This window comes from Neisseria sp. CP9 (assembly GCF_047758525.1).
Classification (GTDB): Bacteria; Pseudomonadota; Gammaproteobacteria; order Burkholderiales; family Neisseriaceae; genus Neisseria.
The window spans coordinates 1,755,783-1,776,831 of record NZ_CP180502.1; the positions used below are offsets into that span (position 1 = coordinate 1,755,783).

Consider the following 21,049-nt stretch of genomic DNA (forward strand, 5'->3'; position numbering starts at 1 on the left):
AATCTTTCATAGATAGAGATGCTTTTAAGTCATCCCCTCTAGGTCTTACCATTGGTAGCCGACGCTTCCACCCCAGTTAACATCTTTACGGGTGTTTACGCTTACGCCGGTTTTAATAGACCATTTGTTGTTATCGGAATTGTGTGCATAGCCAACAGCGATTGCTTGTTGACCACGATAGCCACCTACAGCTGCAGAAACGATGCTTTTACCTGCTTCGTTCGGACGTTGCAGGAAGCCAATTGCCGTAGCACCAGCGATACCTGCACGCAGGTCTTTATTCATGTCGTTGATACGGTCTTGGAGATTATTGATAACGACGCTGTTGCCGTTTGTTTGTGCGGCTACTTGGTACAGTTGGCTGCCGTTGATGGCGTCTGTGCTGGTAGGTGTGATGCGACCTGCTGCAACGTTAGTAATTGTACGTTCGTTACCTGCTGAGCCCACACTCACTGTGGATGTAGGAGTGGTGCCGGCAAAGCCACTGTAAGTTACGCCGTTTACAGTAGCGCTGTTAGTGCCTACTGCAGCAGAAGTAGTAGAATTTGCGCCTAAAGCAACAGAGTATTCATCACTTGCAATCGCTCCGCGACCGATAGCGACCGAAGAACCGCCTTTAGCTTGAGCCTGCAAACCAGAAGCTACGCTAGCTTTTCCGGTAGCTTGGGAGGCAGCGCCTGTGGCAATAGAATAGTCACCTTCGGCAACAGAAGCAGAGCCTATGGCAGCTGAAGAAATACCGTTGGCTCGGGCTTTTTGACCTACTGCAACAGTGTAAGCGCCAGTTGCTTGAGTGCCTTGTCCAACCGCAGTAGAGGCAGGAGCTGTAGCGTTAGAGCCAGAACCAAATGCAGTAGAAGACAGACCTTCGGCTACAGAAGCAGAACCTACTGCGGTGCTGCTGTTGCCTTTGGCAGCTGCTTGACGACCGATTGCAGTAGCGGCATTAGCAGTTGCGTTGGCGCCTTGACCGAAAGCTGCGGCGGCAGTGCCTTCAGCTTTGGAGAGTGTACCAACTGCAGTGGCAGATTCATCTTTAGCAGAAGTTTCTGTACCAATTGCAATGGTGCCGTGGCTTTGTGCGCTGGCGTTAACGCCGACAGCTACGCCGTAACGACCAGTTGCGCCTTGACTGTCATAGTTGCCACGACCATCTTCGTTGTTATCGTTAATGCTTACATAAGAAGCATTTGTCAGCGCTGCTGCAAACGCAGGCGAAGCAGAGACAAGACCTGCGGCTGCCAATGACAAAGCCACTGTTTTGTTGAGCGCGGTAAAACGATTCATGTGTGTTTTGTGTTTCATAATTATCTCCCTGATAAAAACACATAAATAATAATATGGATGAATCTATATATTTTGCATATTTTGATTGACAAATATGTGCCGTTTATCTAATATGCATACCACTGGTCGTTGAGCAGTAGTGAAATACATAAAATTTTATTTCTAAAAAATAAAATTGATTCAGAAAACAAATGGTTCGAAGCACGATTTACTACTCCGTACATGATGACCATTATATGAAGTTCCTTATTTTGTATTTATTATTTTTTTTTATCAAATATTAACTTTATTATAAAAAAACAATCGATTTCCTCATTATCTATATGTAATATATAACAAAAAAAATAATAACACATATAATATATTTATGTTTTTTGATTAATTTTAGTTTTAAATTGCGTTTTTTGCTTTTTAGTTAATTAAAAATATCTTATTTGTTCGGTTTGGTCATTGTTGAAATCAAGCGTTGCATTTTATATATTTAATATGGTAGGAAATTTTATATGAAGATAAATTTTTTCTACTAGAAACGATATTTTTCTTTTTTATATCTCTGTTAATTATTCCATAGATTTGTGTTGTATTTTCGATACTTGTGCCATGATGTAGATAAGAGGTGTTTTTGTTTGGATGGTATATATTGGAATAAGCTGAGATTTGTAAAGATAATTCCGAGTTTTCAGACGACCTTTTAGTCACAAATAAAGCCCGATTATTGCGATCGGGCTTTATTTGTTTATCGTTGCATCATTCAATTACGATTTTTGGGAAGCGGCTGCTGAAATCTTTGCCTTTGTCTGCAATGGTCAGGGCGATTTGGAAGGCTGCGTCGGTGTAGATTTTGGCAATGGCGGGATGGTCGTCAAACAACTGTTTCGCCTCGCCGTCATCCATTGCTTCGCGTACGGGCAGGCTTAACGGGAGCTGTCCGAGCAGCGGGACATTCAGACGACCTGCCAAGTTTTTGCCGCCTTCAGAACCGAAAACAGCTTCGGCATGACCGCAGTTGGAGCAGATATATACTGACATGTTTTCCAGTACGCCGAAAATCGGGATATTGACTTTGTGGAACATATCGACCGCCTTGCGCGCGTCAATTAGGGCGATGTCTTGCGGCGTGGTAACGACGACCGAGCCAGTTACAGGGATTTTCTGCGACAGGGTGAGTTGGATGTCGCCAGTACCTGGTGGTAGGTCGATGAAAAGGTAGTCCACTTCATCCCACTCGCTTTGGAACATCAACTGCTGCAAGGCTTGGCTGACCATCGGGCCGCGCCAAACGACGGCTTGGTCGGTATCGACCAGAAAGCCGATGGACATCACTTGGATGCCGCTGTCGGCTTCGACGGGAATCAGTTTTTTGTTTTGTTGGTCAGGTTTGCGGTCTTGCACGCCCAACATGGTCGGCTGGCTCGGACCGTAGAGGTCGGCATCCAACACGCCTACGCGCGCGCCCATGCGTACCATGGCGGTGGCGAGATTGGCTGTGGTGGTGGATTTGCCGACACCGCCTTTGCCGGATGCAACGGCGATAATGTTTTTGACGCCTTTGATGGTGGCAACGCCGGGCTGTACTTTATGCGTTGTGATTTCAGTATCGATGCTGAGGTGGATGTGTGCATCGCCTGTGATGCCGATAATGGCTTCTTGCAGGCTGTTGGCGATGTCGGCGGCGATATGGCCGACAGGGAATCCGAATTTGAGTCCGATATGGAGACCGTCGGCGCGTTCTTCTAGTAGTTTGATGGCTTTTTCACTGCCGAGCGTGCGTGTGGTGTTGGGAATTTGTACTGCTTCCAGTGCAGTTTGAATGGCTGCAATATTCATGGCGTATCTCTGGTTGATGAGGAAGATAATTGAATCAAAGATGATTCATATTTGGTGTGTGGATGCAAGAAATACAATAGGTGTGGAATAAAAAATACGATCCATATTTCAGGATGAATGCGCGGATGCTGTAATAAATTTTCTTGCAAAAGAAACTGTATCTAAAGTCATCATAATCGATATCAAAATATTATTTGAAATATAGAGTTTTTATGTAATAAATTATCGATAGGAATATAGTACTTTATGTAATTATATTTCCAGGCTTTATATTATGTCTCAATGGATGCAAGCGAGCAGAATGGTGAATGTTAATCCCAGTTTGCGGCAAGTTCATTTGCTGTTTTCAGTCGTTCCGTTGTGCCGACATCCAGCCATAATCCATTGTGTTGTTCGCCGGTAACGCGGTGTTGGTTCATGGCTTCCCTCAATAGAGGTGCGAGTTTGGCGATTTGATTGGCGGGTGTGTTATTGAAGAGGTCGGGGTGATATATGCCTACGCCGCTGAAGGTTAGTGCAACTCCCTCGGTTTTATTAGAGTGTACCTGTCCATCGGGGGAAATGGAAAAATCGCCCTCCGGATTGTGCGGAGGATTGGGAACTAACCAAATATGGGCCAGTAGGTTGGATGTTTGTAGGGATGCAGCAGCTTGTCGGGCAGAGTTGAAATCGATATCGGTCAGAACATCTCCGTTAATGACAAGGAAAGGAGCGTCGCCCAGCAAGGGTAGGGCGGTAGCGATTCCGCCGGCGGTCTCCAATCCGCCTGTTGATTCGGGGGAGTAGGCTATGTTGACTCCGTATTGCGCGCCGGTACCAAGTGTGGTTTCGATTTGTTCGCCTAGCCATGCGTGATTAATAACAATTTCGGTAAAACCTGCGTTTTTCAGACGACGTATATGCCAGCCGATGAGTGGTTCGCTGCCGACTTTTAGAAGTGGTTTGGGTGTATGGTCGGTCAGGGGGCGCATCCTTTCTCCGCGCCCTGCTGCCAGTATCATTGCTTTCATGGCTGTCCTTGTTTGGGATGGGATTATAGTCATTTGATGTGAAAGTATACAGTGTTGTGCCGTCAGGGTTCAAAGAGAATGATGCTTTGATTATTGTGTATTGATTGGTCGTTGATGAGGGAATACGGAATCAAGAGGTCGTCTGAAAACAAAGATGGGTTTTCAGACGACCTTGTGTTTAGGCCAATGATTTGAATTGTCGGCGGAAATACAGTAGCGCTGCGTTATCGGTGTGGGTCGTGGTGATTTCATCGATGCGGACATAAAAGATGAAATGTGTGCCGATTTCGTGTTGCTCGATAATGTGGCCGTGTAAATGAGCCAGTGCGCCTTCAACTTCGAGTTGGCCGGTTTGCCCTCTATGCCAAATGTGGTATTCGAAGCGTTCTTCGGGGGAAAGGTTGGTGAGTCCTGCGAAGTGTTCGGCGATGTCTTGCTGATTTTCTGACAGGGTATTGATACAGAGGTTTCGGTTTGCCTGCAATATGGGAATGATGCCTGCCTGCCGGTTGATACATAACATAACGGTAGGCGGCTCGTCGGTAATTGGTGCTACTGCCGTCATGGTGATACCGTAACGTCCGGACTGTCCGTCTGTTGTGATGACGTGGACGCCTGCGGCGCAGGATGCCATAGCATCTCGAAATGGACTCTTGAGTGTGTGTGCGGAATCTGTCATTCAGTTTCTTTTATTTTAGTGACTGCTCAATTTGCGCGAGTTGGAGCAGCAGCTCTTTCAGTTCGAGCATTTTTTCTTTGGATAAGATTTTTTCGATGGCGTCGTAGCGTTCGTCTACTTGCGCGCCTATGGTTTCGTACAGTTTTTCACCTTCTTGGGTCAGCTTCAGGTAAACGCGGCGTTGGTCGTTGGAAGGTTTCAGGCGTACCGCCAAACCTGCTTTTTCCAGTCGGGTCAGGATGCCGGTCAGGCTAGGGCGTAAGATACAGGCTTGGTTGGCGAGGTCTTGGAAGTCTAATGTGCCGTTTTCTGCCAGAAGGCGGATGATACGCCATTGCTGGTCGGTAATATTGGCTTGGTTCAGAATAGGGCGGAATTGGGTCATCAACGCTTCTCGGGCTTGAATCAGTCCAATATTGATAGATGCATGTTTAGATTGGTTAGGCATTATAAGTCTCCATTGTTATCAAAAATCAAACCGTTGAAGCGCGAGGCAGGTATGTAAAAGGCGTTTTTTGATTATAAGCCGTCATTGGAGCGGCAAGGATATATAGGAACAAAAGCATCATTGTTTGGGTATGTTGGGAATACGCTAAACAGTTTGTTTTGATAATAATGTTCCCATGTTTTCTTATAATCCTATCTTAGTCTATTTTCTGCGCAATCTCAACAAAATCATCAAGTACGGATTTTTTGGGTAATTCGTTTCTTTAAAAAACAAATATATTTTGAAGCGATGGATATGCCGTATGGTATTTGGGTTCTTTATATTTTAAGGATTTTAATAGGGGCGTGGTCAGTAGAAGATGTCCATTAGCCAGATTCTGCTGCGTAAGCCCCAGTAACTGCTTAACCCTGAGGTGTGATGTATCATTTTTCCGTTTTTAATCAAAATGATGGTCGGGGTAACGGCAATTTTCCAGTTGGCTGCCAATTGGTCGTCTGAATCGTTGACTGTCGGGAATTGCAGTTGGTGTTCCTTCATATAGGACTGAATCTCTGTATCGGAGCCGGAATGTACGGCGACGCCGAGCGCAGGAATGCCGTTTTGATGTAAGCGGTCGATTGTCGGGGATGTGTATGAGCAGATATGGCACCATGTTCCCCAGAAATAGACGACGGCAATGCGTTCTTTACTGAGTGTTTCAAGGGAAGTGCTGTTTCCATTGATAACATGGAGGGATTCCGATGAGGCTTGCATCGGCTGATTGGGTTTCCGCCACCAGTCAACGGCTACGGAAATCAGAATAAAGAGAAGGAGGGCTTGGATAAGGGATTTTAGATAAGGTAAGAGTCGTTTCATGTGGTGTCTGCATAAAACAGGCTGAATATAAGGGAATCTGTATGTACTGCTACAAAGTTGGCTCGCGGTAATCATCTGCGGCTTGCCCGCCTTGCATCGGTATATTGGGTGTTCCTTTATAAACAGCCTGCCTATATTTGAATCGTTGAAGTACGATATCAAAGTTTACAACGTGTTATGGTTATAGGTTTTAGCGTTTTTTAAACTTGCGTGTATAAATTGCCAAGATAATGACGGCAAATACGGTGGAAGCAATCCAGCCCGCCGGTTCGCCGACGTTATACCAACCTGCTTTTTGTCCGACAAAACCGGCCAGTGCGGAACCGCCAATGCCTAACAGGGTAGTCATGATGAAGCCTAAGTTGTCTCTACCCGGGTGCAGGAATTTTGCCAATACGCCGATTACAAAGCCAATGATGATGGTAGTAAGCCAACCCATATTGCTTATCTCCTTATGTGTGTTGTGGTGAATGTGTGTGTGTGTGAAACTGCAGTATACAGTGTTGTTTTGTCCTACTGTGCTATCTTTACAGTTTATATCGTTGTCTCTTATAGTGAGAGTGGGCGGCGGTATTATTAGTCAGTATTGATTCATGCTAAAAAGGTCGTCTGAAATCTTTTTCAGACGACCTTTTGACTTGCCGGGGCAAATTCTGATTATTGGGCAGATTCAGCGTTTTCGGGAACTTCTTCAGAAACTTCTGAGGCAGCTTCGTTTTCTTGTTCCGACATGTCGTCGGCAGATGTTTCTTGCTCAGGGAGGCTGTTGGTATCAAATTTTTCAGAAGGCATGTTGTTCATTGGTGCTTCATATGCAGGCTGTCCAAAATTGTGTTGCTGCATTGCTGCGGCAGGAAGGTTTTTCATTATAAAAAATACTAGTGGGATCATGATAATGAGGCAAACCAGAGCAATCCACAAATAAGCTTGCATGAGGTGTTTGCGGTTTTTATTGCCGTCCCCAAATGCCCAGACAAATATCATGATAGGGTTTACTATAGGAATAGCGAGTATCAGGAGTGTGATGATCCAATCCTTGACGGTCATGACTGCAGTGTCGTTGGGTACATTAGGGTGGGGAGTGTTATTTTGATCCATGAATAAACTACCTAAATGAAAGTAAATGAATAGGTCGGCAGCGGGCGGTTTTATAGTGGATTAACTTTAAACCAGTACGGCGTTGCCTCGCCTTGCCGTACTATCTGTACTGTCTGCGGCTTCGTCGCCTTGTCCTGATTTAAAGTTAATCCACTATAATTTCTAATGTTTTAAAATGTCCTGAATGTTAAAGCGGTGACGCTGTGTAGAATCATTTTGCACCTTTACCCGACTGTCCGGCGATTGCAACATATATTTTATCCCAGCTGCAAGGAGGGAAATGTTATCTTTCATTCCGTTTTCATGCAAGTGGGCGGGTGGCAGGATGGGATATCGGAATAGGATGTGTTGGATTTTGGGTCATATGTGGATGGGTTTTAATGGAATGTGGCAGCTTTGCCGTGTTCCATTAAATTCAATCCACTATGGGTAAGAAACTCAGAAGCGAGTTGATGAGATTGGGGGATGTGCGGGTTGGTGTCGCAAAAGGAAATTTAATGTAAAGGTCGTCTGAAAATAGGTTTTCAGACGACCTTTAGGGTGGTGAACTATTCGGTGGCAGGTTTTACCGTACTGCGGACATCGCCGCTTTTTTCTTTATGTTTCAGCACCGCGCGGTCAAGCTTGTCCATCAGAACATCAATGGCGGCGTACATATCTTGTTCAACGGCCTCGACGTGGAGGTCTTTGCCCGCCAAATGGATGTCTGCTTCAGCCTGTTGATTGAGTTTTTCCACGGAAAGGGTAATGGTAACGGAAATGGCGTTGGCTGCGTGGCGGTTGATGCGTTCCAATTTTTCGGAAACGTAGTTTTTGATGGCCTCGGTAACGTCGAAATTCAGACCGGTGATTTTCAGATTCATAATACAGCTCCTTCGGTGGGGTTCAGTCCGTTAGAAACGGAACGGGAAAACTGCGGTTTAAAACTGTCATTCGGTAAGTTTGCGTTTGTGTGCCGGCGGGATGTCGAGCGATTCCCTGTATTTGGCGACGGTGCGGCGGGCGATGTCTATGCCCTGTTGTTTGAGGAGGCGGACAAGGGTTTCGTCGGAATGGGGCTTGCTGCTGTCTTCGTTTTCGATAATCTGCCCCAAAACGGCTTTAATCGCGCCTTGGCTTAAGCCTTCTTTGTCGCCTTCGGAATTGACTGCTTGTGTGAAGAAATAGCGTAACGCAAATAGTCCGCGCGGGCAAGACAAATATTTCTGGTTGGCGGCGCGCGAAATGGTACTTTCGGCAAGCCCCAATTCGGCGGCGGCGTCTTTCATAAGCATGGGCGCGAGTCCGATTTCGCCGAATATGAAGAAGTCTTCCTGATTTTTGACGATGTATTCGGCAAGGCGGATGACGGTGCTTTTGCGCAGTTCGAGAGAGTCGATGCGCTGCTTGGCTTCGTTGATTTTTTCTTTCCATTCGGGTGCGCCGTCTTCTGCGGATTTCATGAGGTCGCAGTATTCGCGGTTGAGTTGCAGTTTGGGCCAGGCGGCTTCGTTGCCGATGACTTTCCAGCCGTCTTTGCCTTCTTTGACCCAAACGTCGGGCTGGATGTAGGCGGTCGGTTCGGAGGAGGCGAAACCGTAGGCGGGGTAGGGGTTGAGCGTGGCGATGATGTCGAGCGCGGCTTCTATGGTTTCGCTGTCGATTTCGGGAAAGAGTTTGCGGAAGCGGATGATGTTTTGTTTGCGGTTTTTGCCTAAGTCGTGCAGCGAGCTTTGGATAAGGTGGGCGGCAGCTTGACGCGCGGGGCTGGCGGGCAGGCGCATGAGCTGGAGCATCAGGGATTCGGTCAGGTCGGCGGCGGCAACGCCCGGCGGGTCGAAGGTCTGCAAAAGGTCGAGGGCGTTTTGCAGCTCGTCTTCGTCCAGCATCCATTCCAAGGGTGTGTTGTCGATAACGTCTTGAATGCTGTCGGTGAAATAGCCTTGGTCGTCAAGGAAGTCGATAAGGATGTGGACGTATGCGGCTTCTTTGTCGGAAAGGGGATGTTCGCACACTTGGGCGTGCAGGTATTGGTTGAAATCTTCTTCTTTGGCGATGTTGAGCCACGCATCTTCGGCATCGTCGCCGCCGAGGTGGTTGCTGCGCGGCATGGTGGTACCGTGATTGAACTCTGCGTCTGCAAATTCGTCGGCTTCGGGACGTTCGAGCAGGGGATTGTCCTGCAACCAGTCTTCGACCTCGCGTTCGAGTTCGATACCGGACATTTGCAGGATGCGCAGGGATTGTTGCAGACGTTGGTTGAGTTGTTGGGTCTGCCTGAGTTTGAGGCCGAGTAAGGTCATGGTGCAATGTATGTTGATTAGTTTTATGGTGGATTGGGCTTGAAGCGGTGCGGCTTGGTTACATTACGCTGTCAACTGCTTCTTGTTTATCCACTATATGATTTCAGACGACCTTGGGCTTGGTTATTGGGTAAGGAAAGGTCGTCTGAACGGATTTTGTGGTGTGTTTATAGGCGTTTGGTCAACGCTTTTTATTTTTTATCCTAGATATGTATTTCAACATTTTGCCTTGCCGCCGTCAACTGACGAGGCGTGTTTGAAGATAGGCATTCGGATATCAATGATGTGAGTTGAAGATTCGTTTGTTGATGGTTTTTATAAAAACTTAAATAAATCATATGTTTGATTATATTCAAGATGTAATTGTTTGAACAACGTGCGTTTCATTGCATATGAGGCTGATTTTTGTCTAACGTGTCATTTGAGGGAAAAGGATGTGGGATCGAATGATATGGGTCATGAAATGGCATAAAGGTCGTCTGAAATCCTGTTCTCTAAAGCTTTGGGCTTTGTTGAACCTGAATTTTCAGACGACCTTACTTCATTTACCGTTTATTTATTGTTCGGATGGGATTCCATCGGTGCAGATAAAGGCAGTTCGGGTACGGTGCGGGCGGAGTCGGAAACGCTGCCGGACAGTGTTTTCAGGAAGGCAACGATGTTTTCGGTTTCTTCCGGAGTCAGGTCTTTACCCAGCTGCGCTTTACCCATGATGGTAACGGCTTTGTCCAATTCCCAAACGCTGCCGTTGTGGAAATATGGATAAGTTTTGGCGACGTTGCGCAAGCCTGGGACGCGGAAGAAGAATTCGTCTTCGGCTTTTTTGGTGACGTCGGCACGACCTTTGTCTTGTTTCGGATCTTCAATGAATTTCCAGTACGGACCTTGAACCAAACCGAATTTTTGGAAAGTTGTGCCGCCGAGGTTGACGCCGCTGTGGCAGGCGATACAGCCGCTTTCCATAAAGGCGCGCACGCCCTTGCGCTCTTGTTCGGTCAGGGCATTGACGTTGCCTTTGAGGTAGTCATCCCATTTGGTCGGCGTCAGCAGGGTGCGTTCGAATGCGCCCAGTGCGGTGGTAATGTTTTTGAAGGAAACTGCACCGTCTTCAGGGAAGGCGGTTTTAAACAGTTCTTGATACTCGGGGATTTTGGTAATTTTGGCAGCAGCTGCTTCTTGTGAGTCGTTTGCCATTTCCACAGGGTTGACCAACGGTCCGCCGGCTTGTTCTTCAACGTCGGCCGCGCGACCGTCCCAGAACTGCATGCCGAGCAAGGCGGCGTTTAAAGCAGTCGGGGAGTTGCGTCCGCCGAACTGTCCTTTATGGCCTTGGCTGGTCGGCAGGTTGTCCACGCCTGCGGTGGCGAGGTTGTGGCAGGAGTTGCAGCTTACGGTGTTGCCTTTGGAGAGGCGTGGCTCATACCATAATTGATGGCCGAGTTTGACCTGTTCTTCGGTAAACGGGCGCAGTTTCTGCATTTCTTCAGCGCTTGGCAGTGGTTTGAAGATGCCTTGCGCGCGTTTGAGCAATTCTTGGTCTTCAGGTGAAGCATTGCTGTCAACGGCGACTTGGGACGCTGCTGAGGCGGTTGAAGCAGCTTCAGGGGTTGTCTGAACGGCAGAGGCTTCGGTCGGTGCGGAAGCAGGTTTTTGTTCCTTGCTTTCCTGTCCGCCACAGGCGGCCAATGCGGACAAAACAGCAAGCGACAGGAGCAGTCGGGTGTTGCCGTGATGAATGGCGGGCGAAAATGGGGAATGGCATTCCGCTTTGTTTACGTCCGTTTGATATGTCCGGCTTTTTTGTCCGCGAAGTATAAACAGCGGGCGTGGTTTGCCCTTTGCGGTAAATCAATATTGGATTTTCAATAGAAATAAGCAATATATGTGATAGCTTCTGCATTTTCATGCGGTTTTCATGTTGAATAGGCCTCTATCGCTTGCACTGCCAAGCCGATTGGTTTAAATTAAACGACAATTTACCGTTGGAAGACACACAATGAAAATCACCGTCATCGGCGCAGGTTCTTGGGGTACAGCCCTTGCCCTGCACTTTGCCCGCCACGGCAACGAAGTCGCCCTTTGGACACGCAATCCCGAACAAGTCCGTACATTGCAGGCAGAACGTGAAAACAAACACGGTCTGCCCGGTTTCCCTTTCCCTGAATCCTTAACCGTTTACGCCGATTTGGGTGATGCACTCAAAGACAGCGAACTCGTCCTTGTCGTAACTTCTGTCGCGGGTTTGAGAAGCAGCGCAGAACTCCTCAAACAACACAATGCCGACCACGTTCCCGTCCTTGCTGCCTGCAAAGGCTTTGAACAAGATACAGGGCTGTTGACCTTCCAAGTATTGAAAGAAGTATTGCCTGAGAACAAAAAAATCGGCGTGCTGTCTGGTCCGAGCTTTGCCCAAGAACTCGCCAAACAACTGCCTTGCGCCGTAGTTATCGCCTCAGAAAATCAGGAGTGGATTGAGGAATTGGTTCCACAACTCAACACCAACGTAATGCGCCTTTACGGCAGTACGGACGTGATCGGCGTGGCTGTCGGCGGTGCTGTCAAAAATGTGATGGCAATCGCTACCGGCCTTTCCGACGGTCTCGAATACGGACTCAATGCGCGTGCGGCGCTGGTGACGCGCGGTCTCGCCGAGATTACCCGTCTTGCCATGGCTATGGGCGCGCAGCCTAAGACCATGATGGGGCTTGCCGGCATCGGCGACCTTATCCTGACCTGTACCGGCGCGCTTTCGCGCAACCGCCGTGTCGGTTTGGGTTTGGCAGAAGGAAAAGAACTGCATCAAGTGTTGGTGGAAATCGGTCATGTTTCCGAAGGTGTCAGCACCATCGAAGAAGTGTTTAACACCGCTGTGAAATACCAAATCGACATGCCCATCACCCAAACCCTGCTGCAACTCATCCGCAAGGAAATGACCCCGCAACAAGTTGCAGAAAGACTCATGGAGCGCAGCGCACGCTTTGAGTAAGACCGAACGGTAAAGGTCGTCTGAAAACATCAAACCAAAAAGTTTCAGACGACCTCAAGATTCGGCAGCGATTGACATCCCTGCATCATCATCCTAATATCCTGACCGCCTGCCACCATGCGGCAATATGGAAGCCTATACATGAATCAATCACTCGACACCTTGGAAGTCAGCGTTTACCAGCTGGCCCAAAAATTTGAAACCCTTGTTGGTGAAAACCGCCGCCTTAATGAAGAAATCGACCGCCTCAAGCTCGAGCATGAACAACAAAAGCGCGAACATGAAGCCGCCGTTGACGAATTGAGTGAAGCGTTGCTTGTACAAGTCGGCAAACTCAAAGAAGACCTACAAGGCAAAATCGACAATCTTAATGCCGAAAAAGAACAATACCGCAGCGCATTGGAACAGACTGCAGAAAAAATCCGCCAGCTCATTTCCCGCCTGCCGCAAGAAACACAATCATAAGGATACGCCATGAGTATCGAACAAGTCAGCCTCGACATCATGAATGTCAATTTCACCATCAACACCCCGAGCGAAGAAAAAGATACCCTGCTCCAAGCCGTTGATATGCTCAACAAAAAAAGTGCCGCCATCAAAGAGAGCGGACGCATTGTCGGCAGCGATAAAATCGCCATTATGACCGCGCTCAACGTTGTCCACGACCTCCTTAAAATTACACTCAAAGACGATTTGGCAATAGGCGAATTTGAGCGTAAAATAACTGACATGAACAACGCCTGCCAAAAAGCTTTGGCGCGGTTGGAACAAAACTGATTTTTCTTTTTCCCTGCGGTGTCCGCGAAGGCATATATTCCTTTGAACCAATAAGTTCGCTTAAGGTTGCCGGGAGTTGCAGTGGGCGCGAGTGTCTATTCTTAGATGCACCCGAAGCTGCCCGAGGTGACCGCCTTGTCAACAAGGTTCAAGCGGATTCAGCCAAAACGGCTCTCGCGGGGATTCCCATATCAAGCCATGCCCAATTTGCGGCATGGCTTTCATTTATCATTGGCTCCGACGTCGTCTGAAAACCAAGCATAAAATTGAAAACACATCCCGATATTTTGAATCATCAGTAACGTTTTCCAGCTTAAAAACAACATCTCCCTATGCATAAAACCGCCATCATAGAAAAAACACTTTCAGACGACCCCAATCCGATTGACAAAAGCCAATCCCATCTTTAAAATTCACAACTTTCTATATCTATCTGGATTTCCACTATGAAAACCTTTTCAGCGAAACCCCACGAGGTGAAGCGCGAATGGTTCGTTATCGACGCCCAAGACAAAGTTTTGGGTCGCGTTGCAGCCGAAGTCGCCCACCGTCTGCGTGGCAAGCACAAACCTGAATACACCCCCCACGTTGACACCGGCGACTACATCATCGTCATTAACGCGGACAAATTGCGTGTAACCGGTGCCAAATTCGAAGACAAAAAATACTTCCGTCACTCCGGTTTCCCCGGAGGTATCTACGAGCGTACTTTCCGCGAAATGCAAGAGCAATTCCCGGGCCGCGCTTTGGAACAAGCCGTAAAAGGCATGTTGCCTAAAGGCCCATTGGGTTACGCAATGATCAAAAAACTGAAAGTGTACGCTGGTGCAGAACACGCCCATGCCGCACAACAACCCAAAGTTTTGGAATTGAAATAAGGACACGACATGAACGGTAAATACTACTACGGCACAGGCCGCCGCAAAAGTTCAGTGGCTCGTGTATTCCTGACTAAAGGTACCGGCCAAATCATCGTAAACGGTCGTCCCGTTGACGAATTCTTCGCCCGCGAAACCAGCCGCATGGTTGTTCGCCAACCTTTGGTTCTGACTGAAAACGCTGAAGCGTTCGACATCAAAGTCAACGTTATCGGCGGCGGTGAAACCGGTCAATCCGGCGCTATCCGTCACGGCATTACCCGCGCCCTGATCGACTTCGACGCTGCGCTGAAACCTGCCTTGTCTCAAGCCGGTTTCGTGACTCGCGATGCCCGTGAAGTTGAACGTAAAAAACCAGGTCTGCGCAAAGCACGCCGCGCAAAACAATTCTCCAAACGTTAATTCGTTTTTGGAATCTCAAAAAGCCCTGCAATGCAGGGCTTTTTTTATTTGTTGCAGCTATCGGATTGCCTATACATTTTTGAGACTGGTTGAGAGAGGGCGGACGGCTGAGCGATAGTAAGTTGAGACGGCAGGATTCGCGTTAAGTTTTTCTATTTCTTCAAATATCGAAAATGTGAAATTTCTTTTCGCATTCCCCATTGATACAATGAGGTTTTTTGCAGGGTCGTCTGAATATGACGGATTTCTCAAAGGGACTTGTGGCGGCGATAGCTTCCAATGTATTGTTTTCCATGCTGTTTCTGTACAGTACTTGGATGCACCCGATGAATGGGACGGAAGTTTTCGCTTGGCGCATGGTCGCAATGTTGGCGTCCGTATGCGTATTGATGGGCATGGGCGATGGCTGGAAGGCGGCAGGGCGGTTTGTTCGTGAAACAGGCAGGAATTGGAAACGTTGGTTTTTGATTATGCTGCCTGCGCCTATTTTTGCAAGCCAGCTTTGGCTGTTTGTCTGGTCGCCGGTCAATGGCGAAGGCGTGAACGTGGCAATGGGCTATTTCCTGTTCCCATTGGCGATGCTGGCGGGCGGCAGGATTTGGTTTAAGGAAACGCTTAACCGTCTGCAAATAGTAGCGGTCGTATCGGCATGTTTGGGCGTGGCATGGGAGTTGGTACGATCCGGCGCATTTTCATGGGCGACGGTATGGGTATTCGGGACATATCCCATCTATTATTTGGTGCGCCGCAAACTGGGCGTGCCGGCATTGATAGGGCTGACGTTTGATTTGCTCGTGATTGCGCCTTGTGCCTTATTTTATATTCTGACGCAAACCGATACCATCAATTTGATTGCGTCCACCCCCAAGCTTATCGGCTTTATCGTTTTGTTGGGCATCAATAGCACGGTCGCCATGCATTTGAATTTAAAAGCAAGCCAATTATTACCCATTGCCGTATTCGGTATGTTGAGCTATTTGGAACCGGTCTTGCTGTTTATCATTTCGATTGCATGGCTGGACGAACCTTTGGAGAGTGGGGCATTAAGCAGCTACGGATTCATTTGGTTGGGTTTGAGTTTGATGATGGTAAACGGATGGCTGGCAATGAAGAGAAGGGTCGTCTGAAGCCGCTGTTTTATATAGTGGATTAACTTTAAACCAGTACGGCGTTGCCTCGCCTTGCCGTACTATCTGTACTGTCTGCGGCTTCGTCGCCTTGTCCTGATTTAAATTTAATCCACTATAGATTTCAGACGACCTTTGCCGTTTCCATTAAAATACCGTATTCCCATTTTTCAGACGACCTCTTCCCATGTTTCCCGACCAATCCGCCCCCAATCTGCTGCAAGGCTTGAACCCCGAACAACTCTCCGCCGTAACCTGGCCGCCGCAATCCGCCCTTGTGCTGGCGGGTGCGGGCAGCGGCAAAACGCGCGTACTGACCACGCGTATCGCATGGCTGCTGCAAACCGGCCAGGCAAGCGTACACAGCATTATGGCGGTAACGTTTACCAACAAAGCCGCCAAAGAAATGCAAACCCGACTCGGCGCGATGATTCCCATCAACGTCCGCGCCATGTGGCTCGGCACGTTCCACGGTCTTTGCCACCGCTTTCTACGGCTGCACTACCGCGACGCCGGTCTGCCGTCTTCCTTTCAAATCCTCGACAGCGGCGACCAGCTTTCCCTGATCAAACGCCTGCTCAAAAGCCTCAACATCGCCGAAGAAATCATCGCGCCGCGTTCGCTGCAAGGCTTTATCAACGCGCAAAAAGAATCCGGTTTGCGCGCTTCCGTGTTGAGCGCGCCCGACCCGCACACAAGCCGCATGATTGAATGCTACGCCGAATACGACAAAATCTGCCAACGCGAAGGCGTGGTCGATTTCGCCGAACTCATGCTCCGCAGCTACGAAATGCTGCAAAGCAACGAAATCCTGCGCCAGCACTATCAAAACCGCTTCAACCACATTCTCGTCGACGAGTTCCAAGACACCAACAAACTGCAATACGCCTGGCTCAAACTCATGGCGGGCGGCAACGCGGCAGTCTTTGCCGTAGGCGACGACGACCAAAGCATCTACCGTTTTCGCGGCGCAAACGTCGGCAATATGACCGCGCTGATAGAAGAATTCCACATCGACGCGCCCGTCAAACTCGAACAAAACTACCGCTCCGTCGGCAACATCCTCGCCGCCGCCAATGCCGTGATTGAAAACAACGACGAACGCCTCGGCAAAAACCTGCGCACCGACGCCGAAGCAGGCGACAAAATCCGCTACTACTCCGCCTTTACCGACCTCGAAGAAGCCCAATTCATCGTTGACGAAACCAAAGCCCTCGAACGCGAAGGCTGGGATTTGGACGAAATCGCCGTCCTCTACCGCAGCAACGCCCAATCCCGCGTCATCGAACAAAGCCTGTTCCGCAGCGGCATCCCCTACAAAATCTACGGCGGCCTGCGCTTTTACGAACGCCAAGAAATCAAACACGCGCTCGCCTACCTGCGCCTCGCCGTCAATCCCGACGACGACAACGCCCTCTTGCGCGTCATCAACTTCCCACCGCGCGGCATCGGCGCACGCACCATCGAAAACCTTCAGACGGCCTCAACCGAACAAGGCATCACCCTCTGGCAGGCAGCCTGCAACGCCGGCGCAAAAGCCGCCAAAGTCGCCGCCTTCGTCCGCCTGATTGAAGCCCTGCGCAACCAAGTCGGACAAATGCCCCTGCCCGAAATCATCGTCGGCATCCTCAAAGACAGCGGTCTGACCGAACACTACAAAACCCAAAAAAGCGACAACCAAGACCGCCTCGACAACCTCGACGAACTCGTCAACGCCGCCATCGAGTTCAAACCCGAAGACAGCAACTTCGAAATCCTGCCCGACAACATTTCAGACGACCCCGCCTTCCCCATCCTCGCCTTCCTCAGCAACGCTGCCCTCGAATCCGGCGAAAACCAAGCAGGCGTGGGCGAAAAAGCCGTCCAACTCATGACCGTCCACGCCGCCAAAGGCTTGGAATTTAACGCCGTATTCCTCACCGGCATGGAAGAAGGCCGCTTCCCCAGCGAATATTCCCTCGCCGAACGCGGCGGCCTCGAAGAAGAACGCCGCCTCATGTACGTCGCCATTACCCGCGCCCGTAAACGCCTCTACATCACCATGGCGCAACAACGCATGCTGCACGGACAAACCCAATTCGGCATCGTCTCCCGCTTTGTCGAAGAAATCCCACCCGAAGTATTGCATTACCTGTCCGTCAAAAAGACCGCCTACGACAGCTACGGCAACCCGCGCCAAACCGCCGCGCCCAAAGACAAAATCATCGACGACTACAAACAGCCCCAAACCTACGCAGGCTTCCGCATCGGGCAAAACGTCCGCCACGCCAAGTTCGGCACAGGCGTCATCATCGATGCCGTAGACAAAGGCGAATCCGCCCGCCTGACCATCAACTTTGGCAAACAGGGCGTGAAAGAGCTGGATACCAAGTTTGCGAAATTGGAAGAGATGTAAAAGGGAAATGGCAGAGGTCGTCTGAAACCCGTAGCGTGGGCTTTGCCCAGGAATCAAACCCAAAATTTCAGACGACCTCTTTTAGCCGCCATTATCGTGGGCGAAGCCCACGCTACAATGTACATCGACGAGGCAAATGGTCGTCTGAAAACGAGAGCAACGAGCTTTGCTGAAACCTCTGCCGTCATTCCCGCGCAGGCGGGAATCCAGAAGTTTGAGGTCTCAGCAGCCTTGAAATATTTCTGAAATGCCAAGGTCTGGATTCCCGCCTGCGCGGGAATGACGGCGGTAGGTTAGCTTCCATGCTTAAGAGGGGCGACTGTATCTACGGTTTAGGTTAGTGGATTACTTTTTTAAGTCAATCCAATGATTATGATTAATTTAGAGAAAAATAATGGAACGAACATACAAGAAAATAGACATGGAAACCGCAGTATCCATGTTGGAAGACCATCAGTTATGGCTTTCAAGTGGTGGTAAAGAAGGTAAACAAGCTGTTTTTACGGGATATGATTTAAGCGGTTTAGATTCAGATTATGCAGAAGCGAGATACATAGTCCCTCCTTTTTGGGAGAAGAATCTCTTAAAAATAGACTTGAGTTATTCAAACCTAAGTGGATTGTATTTTAGGGAAGTAAACTTGAGCCAAGCTGATTTTCGCGGTGCAAATCTGAAAAACACCCATTTTTATTGGGCAACTTTATTTGATGCAGATTTCAGCGGGGCGGATATTAGTGAGGCAAACATTGAGGAAAGCTCTCTGGTTCAAGCAAATTTGACGAAAGCAGATCTCTTTAAAACAGGTATAACCTATTCATATCTCGAAAATGCAAACCTTCAAGATGCGAACTGTCAAGAAGAGACCTTTGCAAAATTCCCCAAAATCCCCTAAATTCCCACAAAGACATTTAGGGGATTTCCCATGAGCACCTTCTTCCAGCAAACCGCACAAGCCATGATTGCCAAACACATCGACCGCTTCCCACTATTGAAGTTGGATCAGGTGATTGATTGGCAGCCGATCGAACAGTACCTGAATCGTCAAAGAACCCGTTACCTTAGAGACCACCGCGGCCGTCCCGCCTATCCCCTGTTGTCCATGTTCAAAGCCGTCCTGCTCGGACAATGGCACAGCCTCTCCGATCCCGAACTCGAACACAGCCTCATCACCCGCATCGACTTCAACCTGTTTTGCCGTTTTGACGAACTGAGCATCCCCGATTACAGCACCTTATGCCGCTACCGTAACTGGCTGGCGCAAGACGACACCCTGTCCGAATTGCTGGAACTGATTAACCGCCAACTGACCGAAAAAAACCTAAAAGTAGAGAAGGCATCCGCCGCCGTCATTGACGCCACCATTATTCAAACCGCCGGCAGCAAACAACGTCAGGCCATAGAAGTCGATGAAGAAGGACAAGTCAGCGGCCAAACCACACCGAGTAAAGATAAAGATGCCCGTTGGACAAAGAAAAACGGCCTTTACAAACTCGGTTACAAACAACATACCCGTACCGATGAGGAAGGCTATATCGAGAAACTGCAGATTACCCCCGCCAATACCCATGAGTGTAACCATCTGTCGCCTTTGTTGGAAGGCATTGCCGAAGGTACGACCGTCTATGCCGACAAAGGCTACGACAGCAAGGAAAACCGGCAACATCTGAAAGAGCATCGGTTGTTAGACGGCATTATGCGCAAAGCCTGCCGCAACCGTCCGCTGACGGAAGCGCAAACCAAACGTAACCGGTATTTGTCGAAGACCCGTTATGTGGTGGAACAAAGCTTCGGTACGCTGCACCGTAAATTCCGTTATGCGCGGGCAGCCTATTTTGGTCTGCTCAAAGTGAGTGCGCAAAGCCATCTGAAGGCGATGTGTTTGAACCTGTTGAAAGCGGCTAACAGGCTAAGTGTGCCTGTTGCTGCCTAAAAGGTGGCCTGGATGCCTGATTATCGGGTATCCGGGGAGGATTAAGGGGGTATTTGGGTAAAATTAGTGGATATTTGAAACGAAAACAGCCGAAAATCTTTGTTTAGGTTTCGGCTGTTGGGGGAAAAGGAATTTTGCAAAGGTCTCAAGAAACGAATTTTCGGAGCACACAACTGCAAGGGGCAAATTTGCATGGGGCTAATTTTCATAGTGCAGACTTTGGAGGTGCAACTATAGAAGAAAATCAATTAATTCATATCAGATTTGCGGAAAATATCGATTTTGATATTGTTAAAGTAGAGAATGAGTCTCTAAAAAATCAAATATCCTTATTCAGGGATAAAATTCAACTCTTACAGAAAGGGTTGGAACAGACACAATCGGAGTCTAATAGTAGAGAAAATCAGGAAGAAATTGACAAACTACAGAAACAAATCAAACAGATAGAGGAAGAGAAAAATCAAAGTTTAGAAGACCTGAAAAAGTCATTAAAATTACAATGGCGCAATCAAATTCAGTACGCCAGAAATTCACTCGCTCATGCCTTAAAAAATACCGACAACCAAATCAAAAATAACGAAAATACAGCCTGTTGGTTCAAGCGGTTAGGTATTGCTTTGTTCATTATCACCATAATTTTACTATTGATTTTCAGTATATTCGTTTTATGTGCTCCCGATTCTTTCCTTACCCAAAATTTCAATATTTTATTTTACACATTCCCTATCATCACTCTAATGCTGATTGGCACAACCTGTCTACGCCATCAGAAAAATCTGTTGGGGGAAGTCCGTCATTTTTCCAATATGAAACACCAAATCGAACTGTGTAGTGGTTTACTTGAAGCCTCTCAGCATGCTGCCGCCAGCTTCAATAATCCGGAAAAAGCGGATGAATATGTGCAGGAAACCTTTACCCAGATACGAAATCGTTTGCTCAATAGTCAATATCTGCCCGATAATTCATCGGCAGACAAGCAGTCGGAAAATGATTTGGGATCAGATAAGGTGCTTGATTTATTAAATAAGATTGCCGATTTATCCGGAAAGAAAACTATGGGGAATTAGC

21 protein-coding genes and 1 other RNA gene are annotated in these 21,049 nt (G+C 48.3%); 11 read left to right on the top strand and 11 right to left on the bottom strand.

Translation table 11 applies throughout. The annotated features are described in order from the left end of the window. Positions 1-45: 45 nt before the first annotated feature. From ACMYUL_RS08390 to ACMYUL_RS08440, 11 genes are all read right to left on the bottom strand, one after another. Complete coding sequence (locus tag ACMYUL_RS08390) at positions 46-1,305, bottom strand: YadA family autotransporter adhesin (protein ID WP_415769938.1); 1,260 nt, start codon at positions 1,303-1,305, stop codon at positions 46-48. 729 nt (positions 1,306-2,034) lie between these two features. After that, the gene (gene apbC / locus ACMYUL_RS08395) at positions 2,035-3,114 is read right to left on the bottom strand and encodes an iron-sulfur cluster carrier protein ApbC (protein ID WP_415769940.1); all 1,080 of its coding nucleotides are present in this window, start codon (positions 3,112-3,114) and stop codon (positions 2,035-2,037) included. Between the two features lie 311 nt (positions 3,115-3,425). After that, complete coding sequence (murU, locus tag ACMYUL_RS08400; RefSeq protein ID WP_415769942.1) at positions 3,426-4,124, bottom strand: N-acetylmuramate alpha-1-phosphate uridylyltransferase MurU; 699 nt, start codon at positions 4,122-4,124, stop codon at positions 3,426-3,428. A 178-nt stretch (positions 4,125-4,302) separates the two neighbouring features. Next, on the bottom strand, positions 4,303-4,803 hold the full coding sequence (gene hpaC / locus ACMYUL_RS08405) for a 4-hydroxyphenylacetate 3-monooxygenase, reductase component (RefSeq protein ID WP_415769944.1): 501 nt from the start codon (positions 4,801-4,803) through the stop codon (positions 4,303-4,305). Positions 4,804-4,813: 10 nt separating this feature from the next. Next, positions 4,814-5,251 carry a homoprotocatechuate degradation operon regulator HpaR gene (gene hpaR / locus ACMYUL_RS08410; protein WP_049229506.1) on the bottom strand — a complete coding sequence of 146 codons (438 nt, stop codon included), beginning with the start codon at positions 5,249-5,251 and terminating at the stop codon, positions 4,814-4,816. A 348-nt stretch (positions 5,252-5,599) separates the two neighbouring features. Further along, a complete protein-coding gene (locus ACMYUL_RS08415) occupies positions 5,600-6,106 on the bottom strand; it encodes a protein disulfide oxidoreductase (RefSeq protein ID WP_070512546.1) in 507 nt (168 codons plus the stop codon). A gap of 190 nt (positions 6,107-6,296) precedes the next feature. Then, a complete protein-coding gene (locus ACMYUL_RS08420; protein ID WP_070496004.1) occupies positions 6,297-6,545 on the bottom strand; it encodes a GlsB/YeaQ/YmgE family stress response membrane protein in 249 nt (82 codons plus the stop codon). A gap of 218 nt (positions 6,546-6,763) precedes the next feature. Further along, complete coding sequence (locus ACMYUL_RS08425) at positions 6,764-7,204, bottom strand: hypothetical protein (RefSeq protein ID WP_415769947.1); 441 nt, start codon at positions 7,202-7,204, stop codon at positions 6,764-6,766. A gap of 548 nt (positions 7,205-7,752) precedes the next feature. After that, a complete protein-coding gene (gene hpf / locus ACMYUL_RS08430) occupies positions 7,753-8,067 on the bottom strand; it encodes a ribosome hibernation-promoting factor, HPF/YfiA family (RefSeq protein WP_101810571.1) in 315 nt (104 codons plus the stop codon). Positions 8,068-8,133: 66 nt separating this feature from the next. Beyond that, positions 8,134-9,486: an RNA polymerase factor sigma-54 gene (rpoN, locus tag ACMYUL_RS08435; protein ID WP_415769949.1), complete on the bottom strand. Its 1,353-nt coding sequence runs from the start codon at positions 9,484-9,486 to the stop codon at positions 8,134-8,136. Positions 9,487-10,038: 552 nt separating this feature from the next. Then, positions 10,039-11,223, bottom strand: coding sequence for a cytochrome-c peroxidase (locus ACMYUL_RS08440; RefSeq protein WP_415772932.1), 1,185 nt, complete (start codon positions 11,221-11,223; stop codon positions 10,039-10,041). A gap of 259 nt (positions 11,224-11,482) precedes the next feature. Here ACMYUL_RS08440 and ACMYUL_RS08445 point away from each other — a divergent pair, with 259 nt between their 5' ends. The 11 genes from ACMYUL_RS08445 (at position 11,483) to ACMYUL_RS08495 (ending at position 21,048) form a co-directional block, all read left to right on the top strand. Continuing rightward, on the top strand, positions 11,483-12,472 hold the full coding sequence (locus ACMYUL_RS08445; protein WP_107814388.1) for an NAD(P)H-dependent glycerol-3-phosphate dehydrogenase: 990 nt from the start codon (positions 11,483-11,485) through the stop codon (positions 12,470-12,472). Between the two features lie 141 nt (positions 12,473-12,613). Next, positions 12,614-12,937, top strand: a complete 324-nt coding sequence (locus ACMYUL_RS08450; RefSeq protein WP_019271148.1) for a hypothetical protein — start codon at positions 12,614-12,616, stop codon at positions 12,935-12,937. Between the two features lie 9 nt (positions 12,938-12,946). Beyond that, positions 12,947-13,249: a cell division protein ZapA gene (locus tag ACMYUL_RS08455; RefSeq protein ID WP_003744050.1), complete on the top strand. Its 303-nt coding sequence runs from the start codon at positions 12,947-12,949 to the stop codon at positions 13,247-13,249. Between the two features lie 7 nt (positions 13,250-13,256). Beyond that, a non-coding RNA gene (gene ssrS, locus ACMYUL_RS08460) (6S RNA) lies at positions 13,257-13,436 on the top strand. A 259-nt stretch (positions 13,437-13,695) separates the two neighbouring features. After that, positions 13,696-14,127: a 50S ribosomal protein L13 gene (gene rplM / locus ACMYUL_RS08465; protein WP_003744049.1), complete on the top strand. Its 432-nt coding sequence runs from the start codon at positions 13,696-13,698 to the stop codon at positions 14,125-14,127. Positions 14,128-14,136: 9 nt separating this feature from the next. Then, positions 14,137-14,529 carry a 30S ribosomal protein S9 gene (rpsI, locus tag ACMYUL_RS08470; protein WP_003744048.1) on the top strand — a complete coding sequence of 131 codons (393 nt, stop codon included), beginning with the start codon at positions 14,137-14,139 and terminating at the stop codon, positions 14,527-14,529. A gap of 236 nt (positions 14,530-14,765) precedes the next feature. Beyond that, complete coding sequence (gene rarD, locus ACMYUL_RS08475; protein ID WP_415769953.1) at positions 14,766-15,656, top strand: EamA family transporter RarD; 891 nt, start codon at positions 14,766-14,768, stop codon at positions 15,654-15,656. Between the two features lie 187 nt (positions 15,657-15,843). Continuing rightward, complete coding sequence (uvrD, locus tag ACMYUL_RS08480) at positions 15,844-18,051, top strand: DNA helicase II (protein WP_415769955.1); 2,208 nt, start codon at positions 15,844-15,846, stop codon at positions 18,049-18,051. Between the two features lie 421 nt (positions 18,052-18,472). Further along, positions 18,473-18,943 (top strand): pentapeptide repeat-containing protein, encoded by a 471-nt coding sequence (locus ACMYUL_RS08485; RefSeq protein ID WP_415769957.1) that lies wholly within the window; start codon positions 18,473-18,475, stop codon positions 18,941-18,943. Positions 18,944-18,973: 30 nt separating this feature from the next. Further along, complete coding sequence (locus ACMYUL_RS08490; RefSeq protein WP_415769709.1) at positions 18,974-19,981, top strand: IS5 family transposase; 1,008 nt, start codon at positions 18,974-18,976, stop codon at positions 19,979-19,981. Positions 19,982-20,115: 134 nt separating this feature from the next. Then, a complete protein-coding gene (locus ACMYUL_RS08495; RefSeq protein WP_415769959.1) occupies positions 20,116-21,048 on the top strand; it encodes a pentapeptide repeat-containing protein in 933 nt (310 codons plus the stop codon). Position 21,049 lies beyond the last annotated feature (1 nt).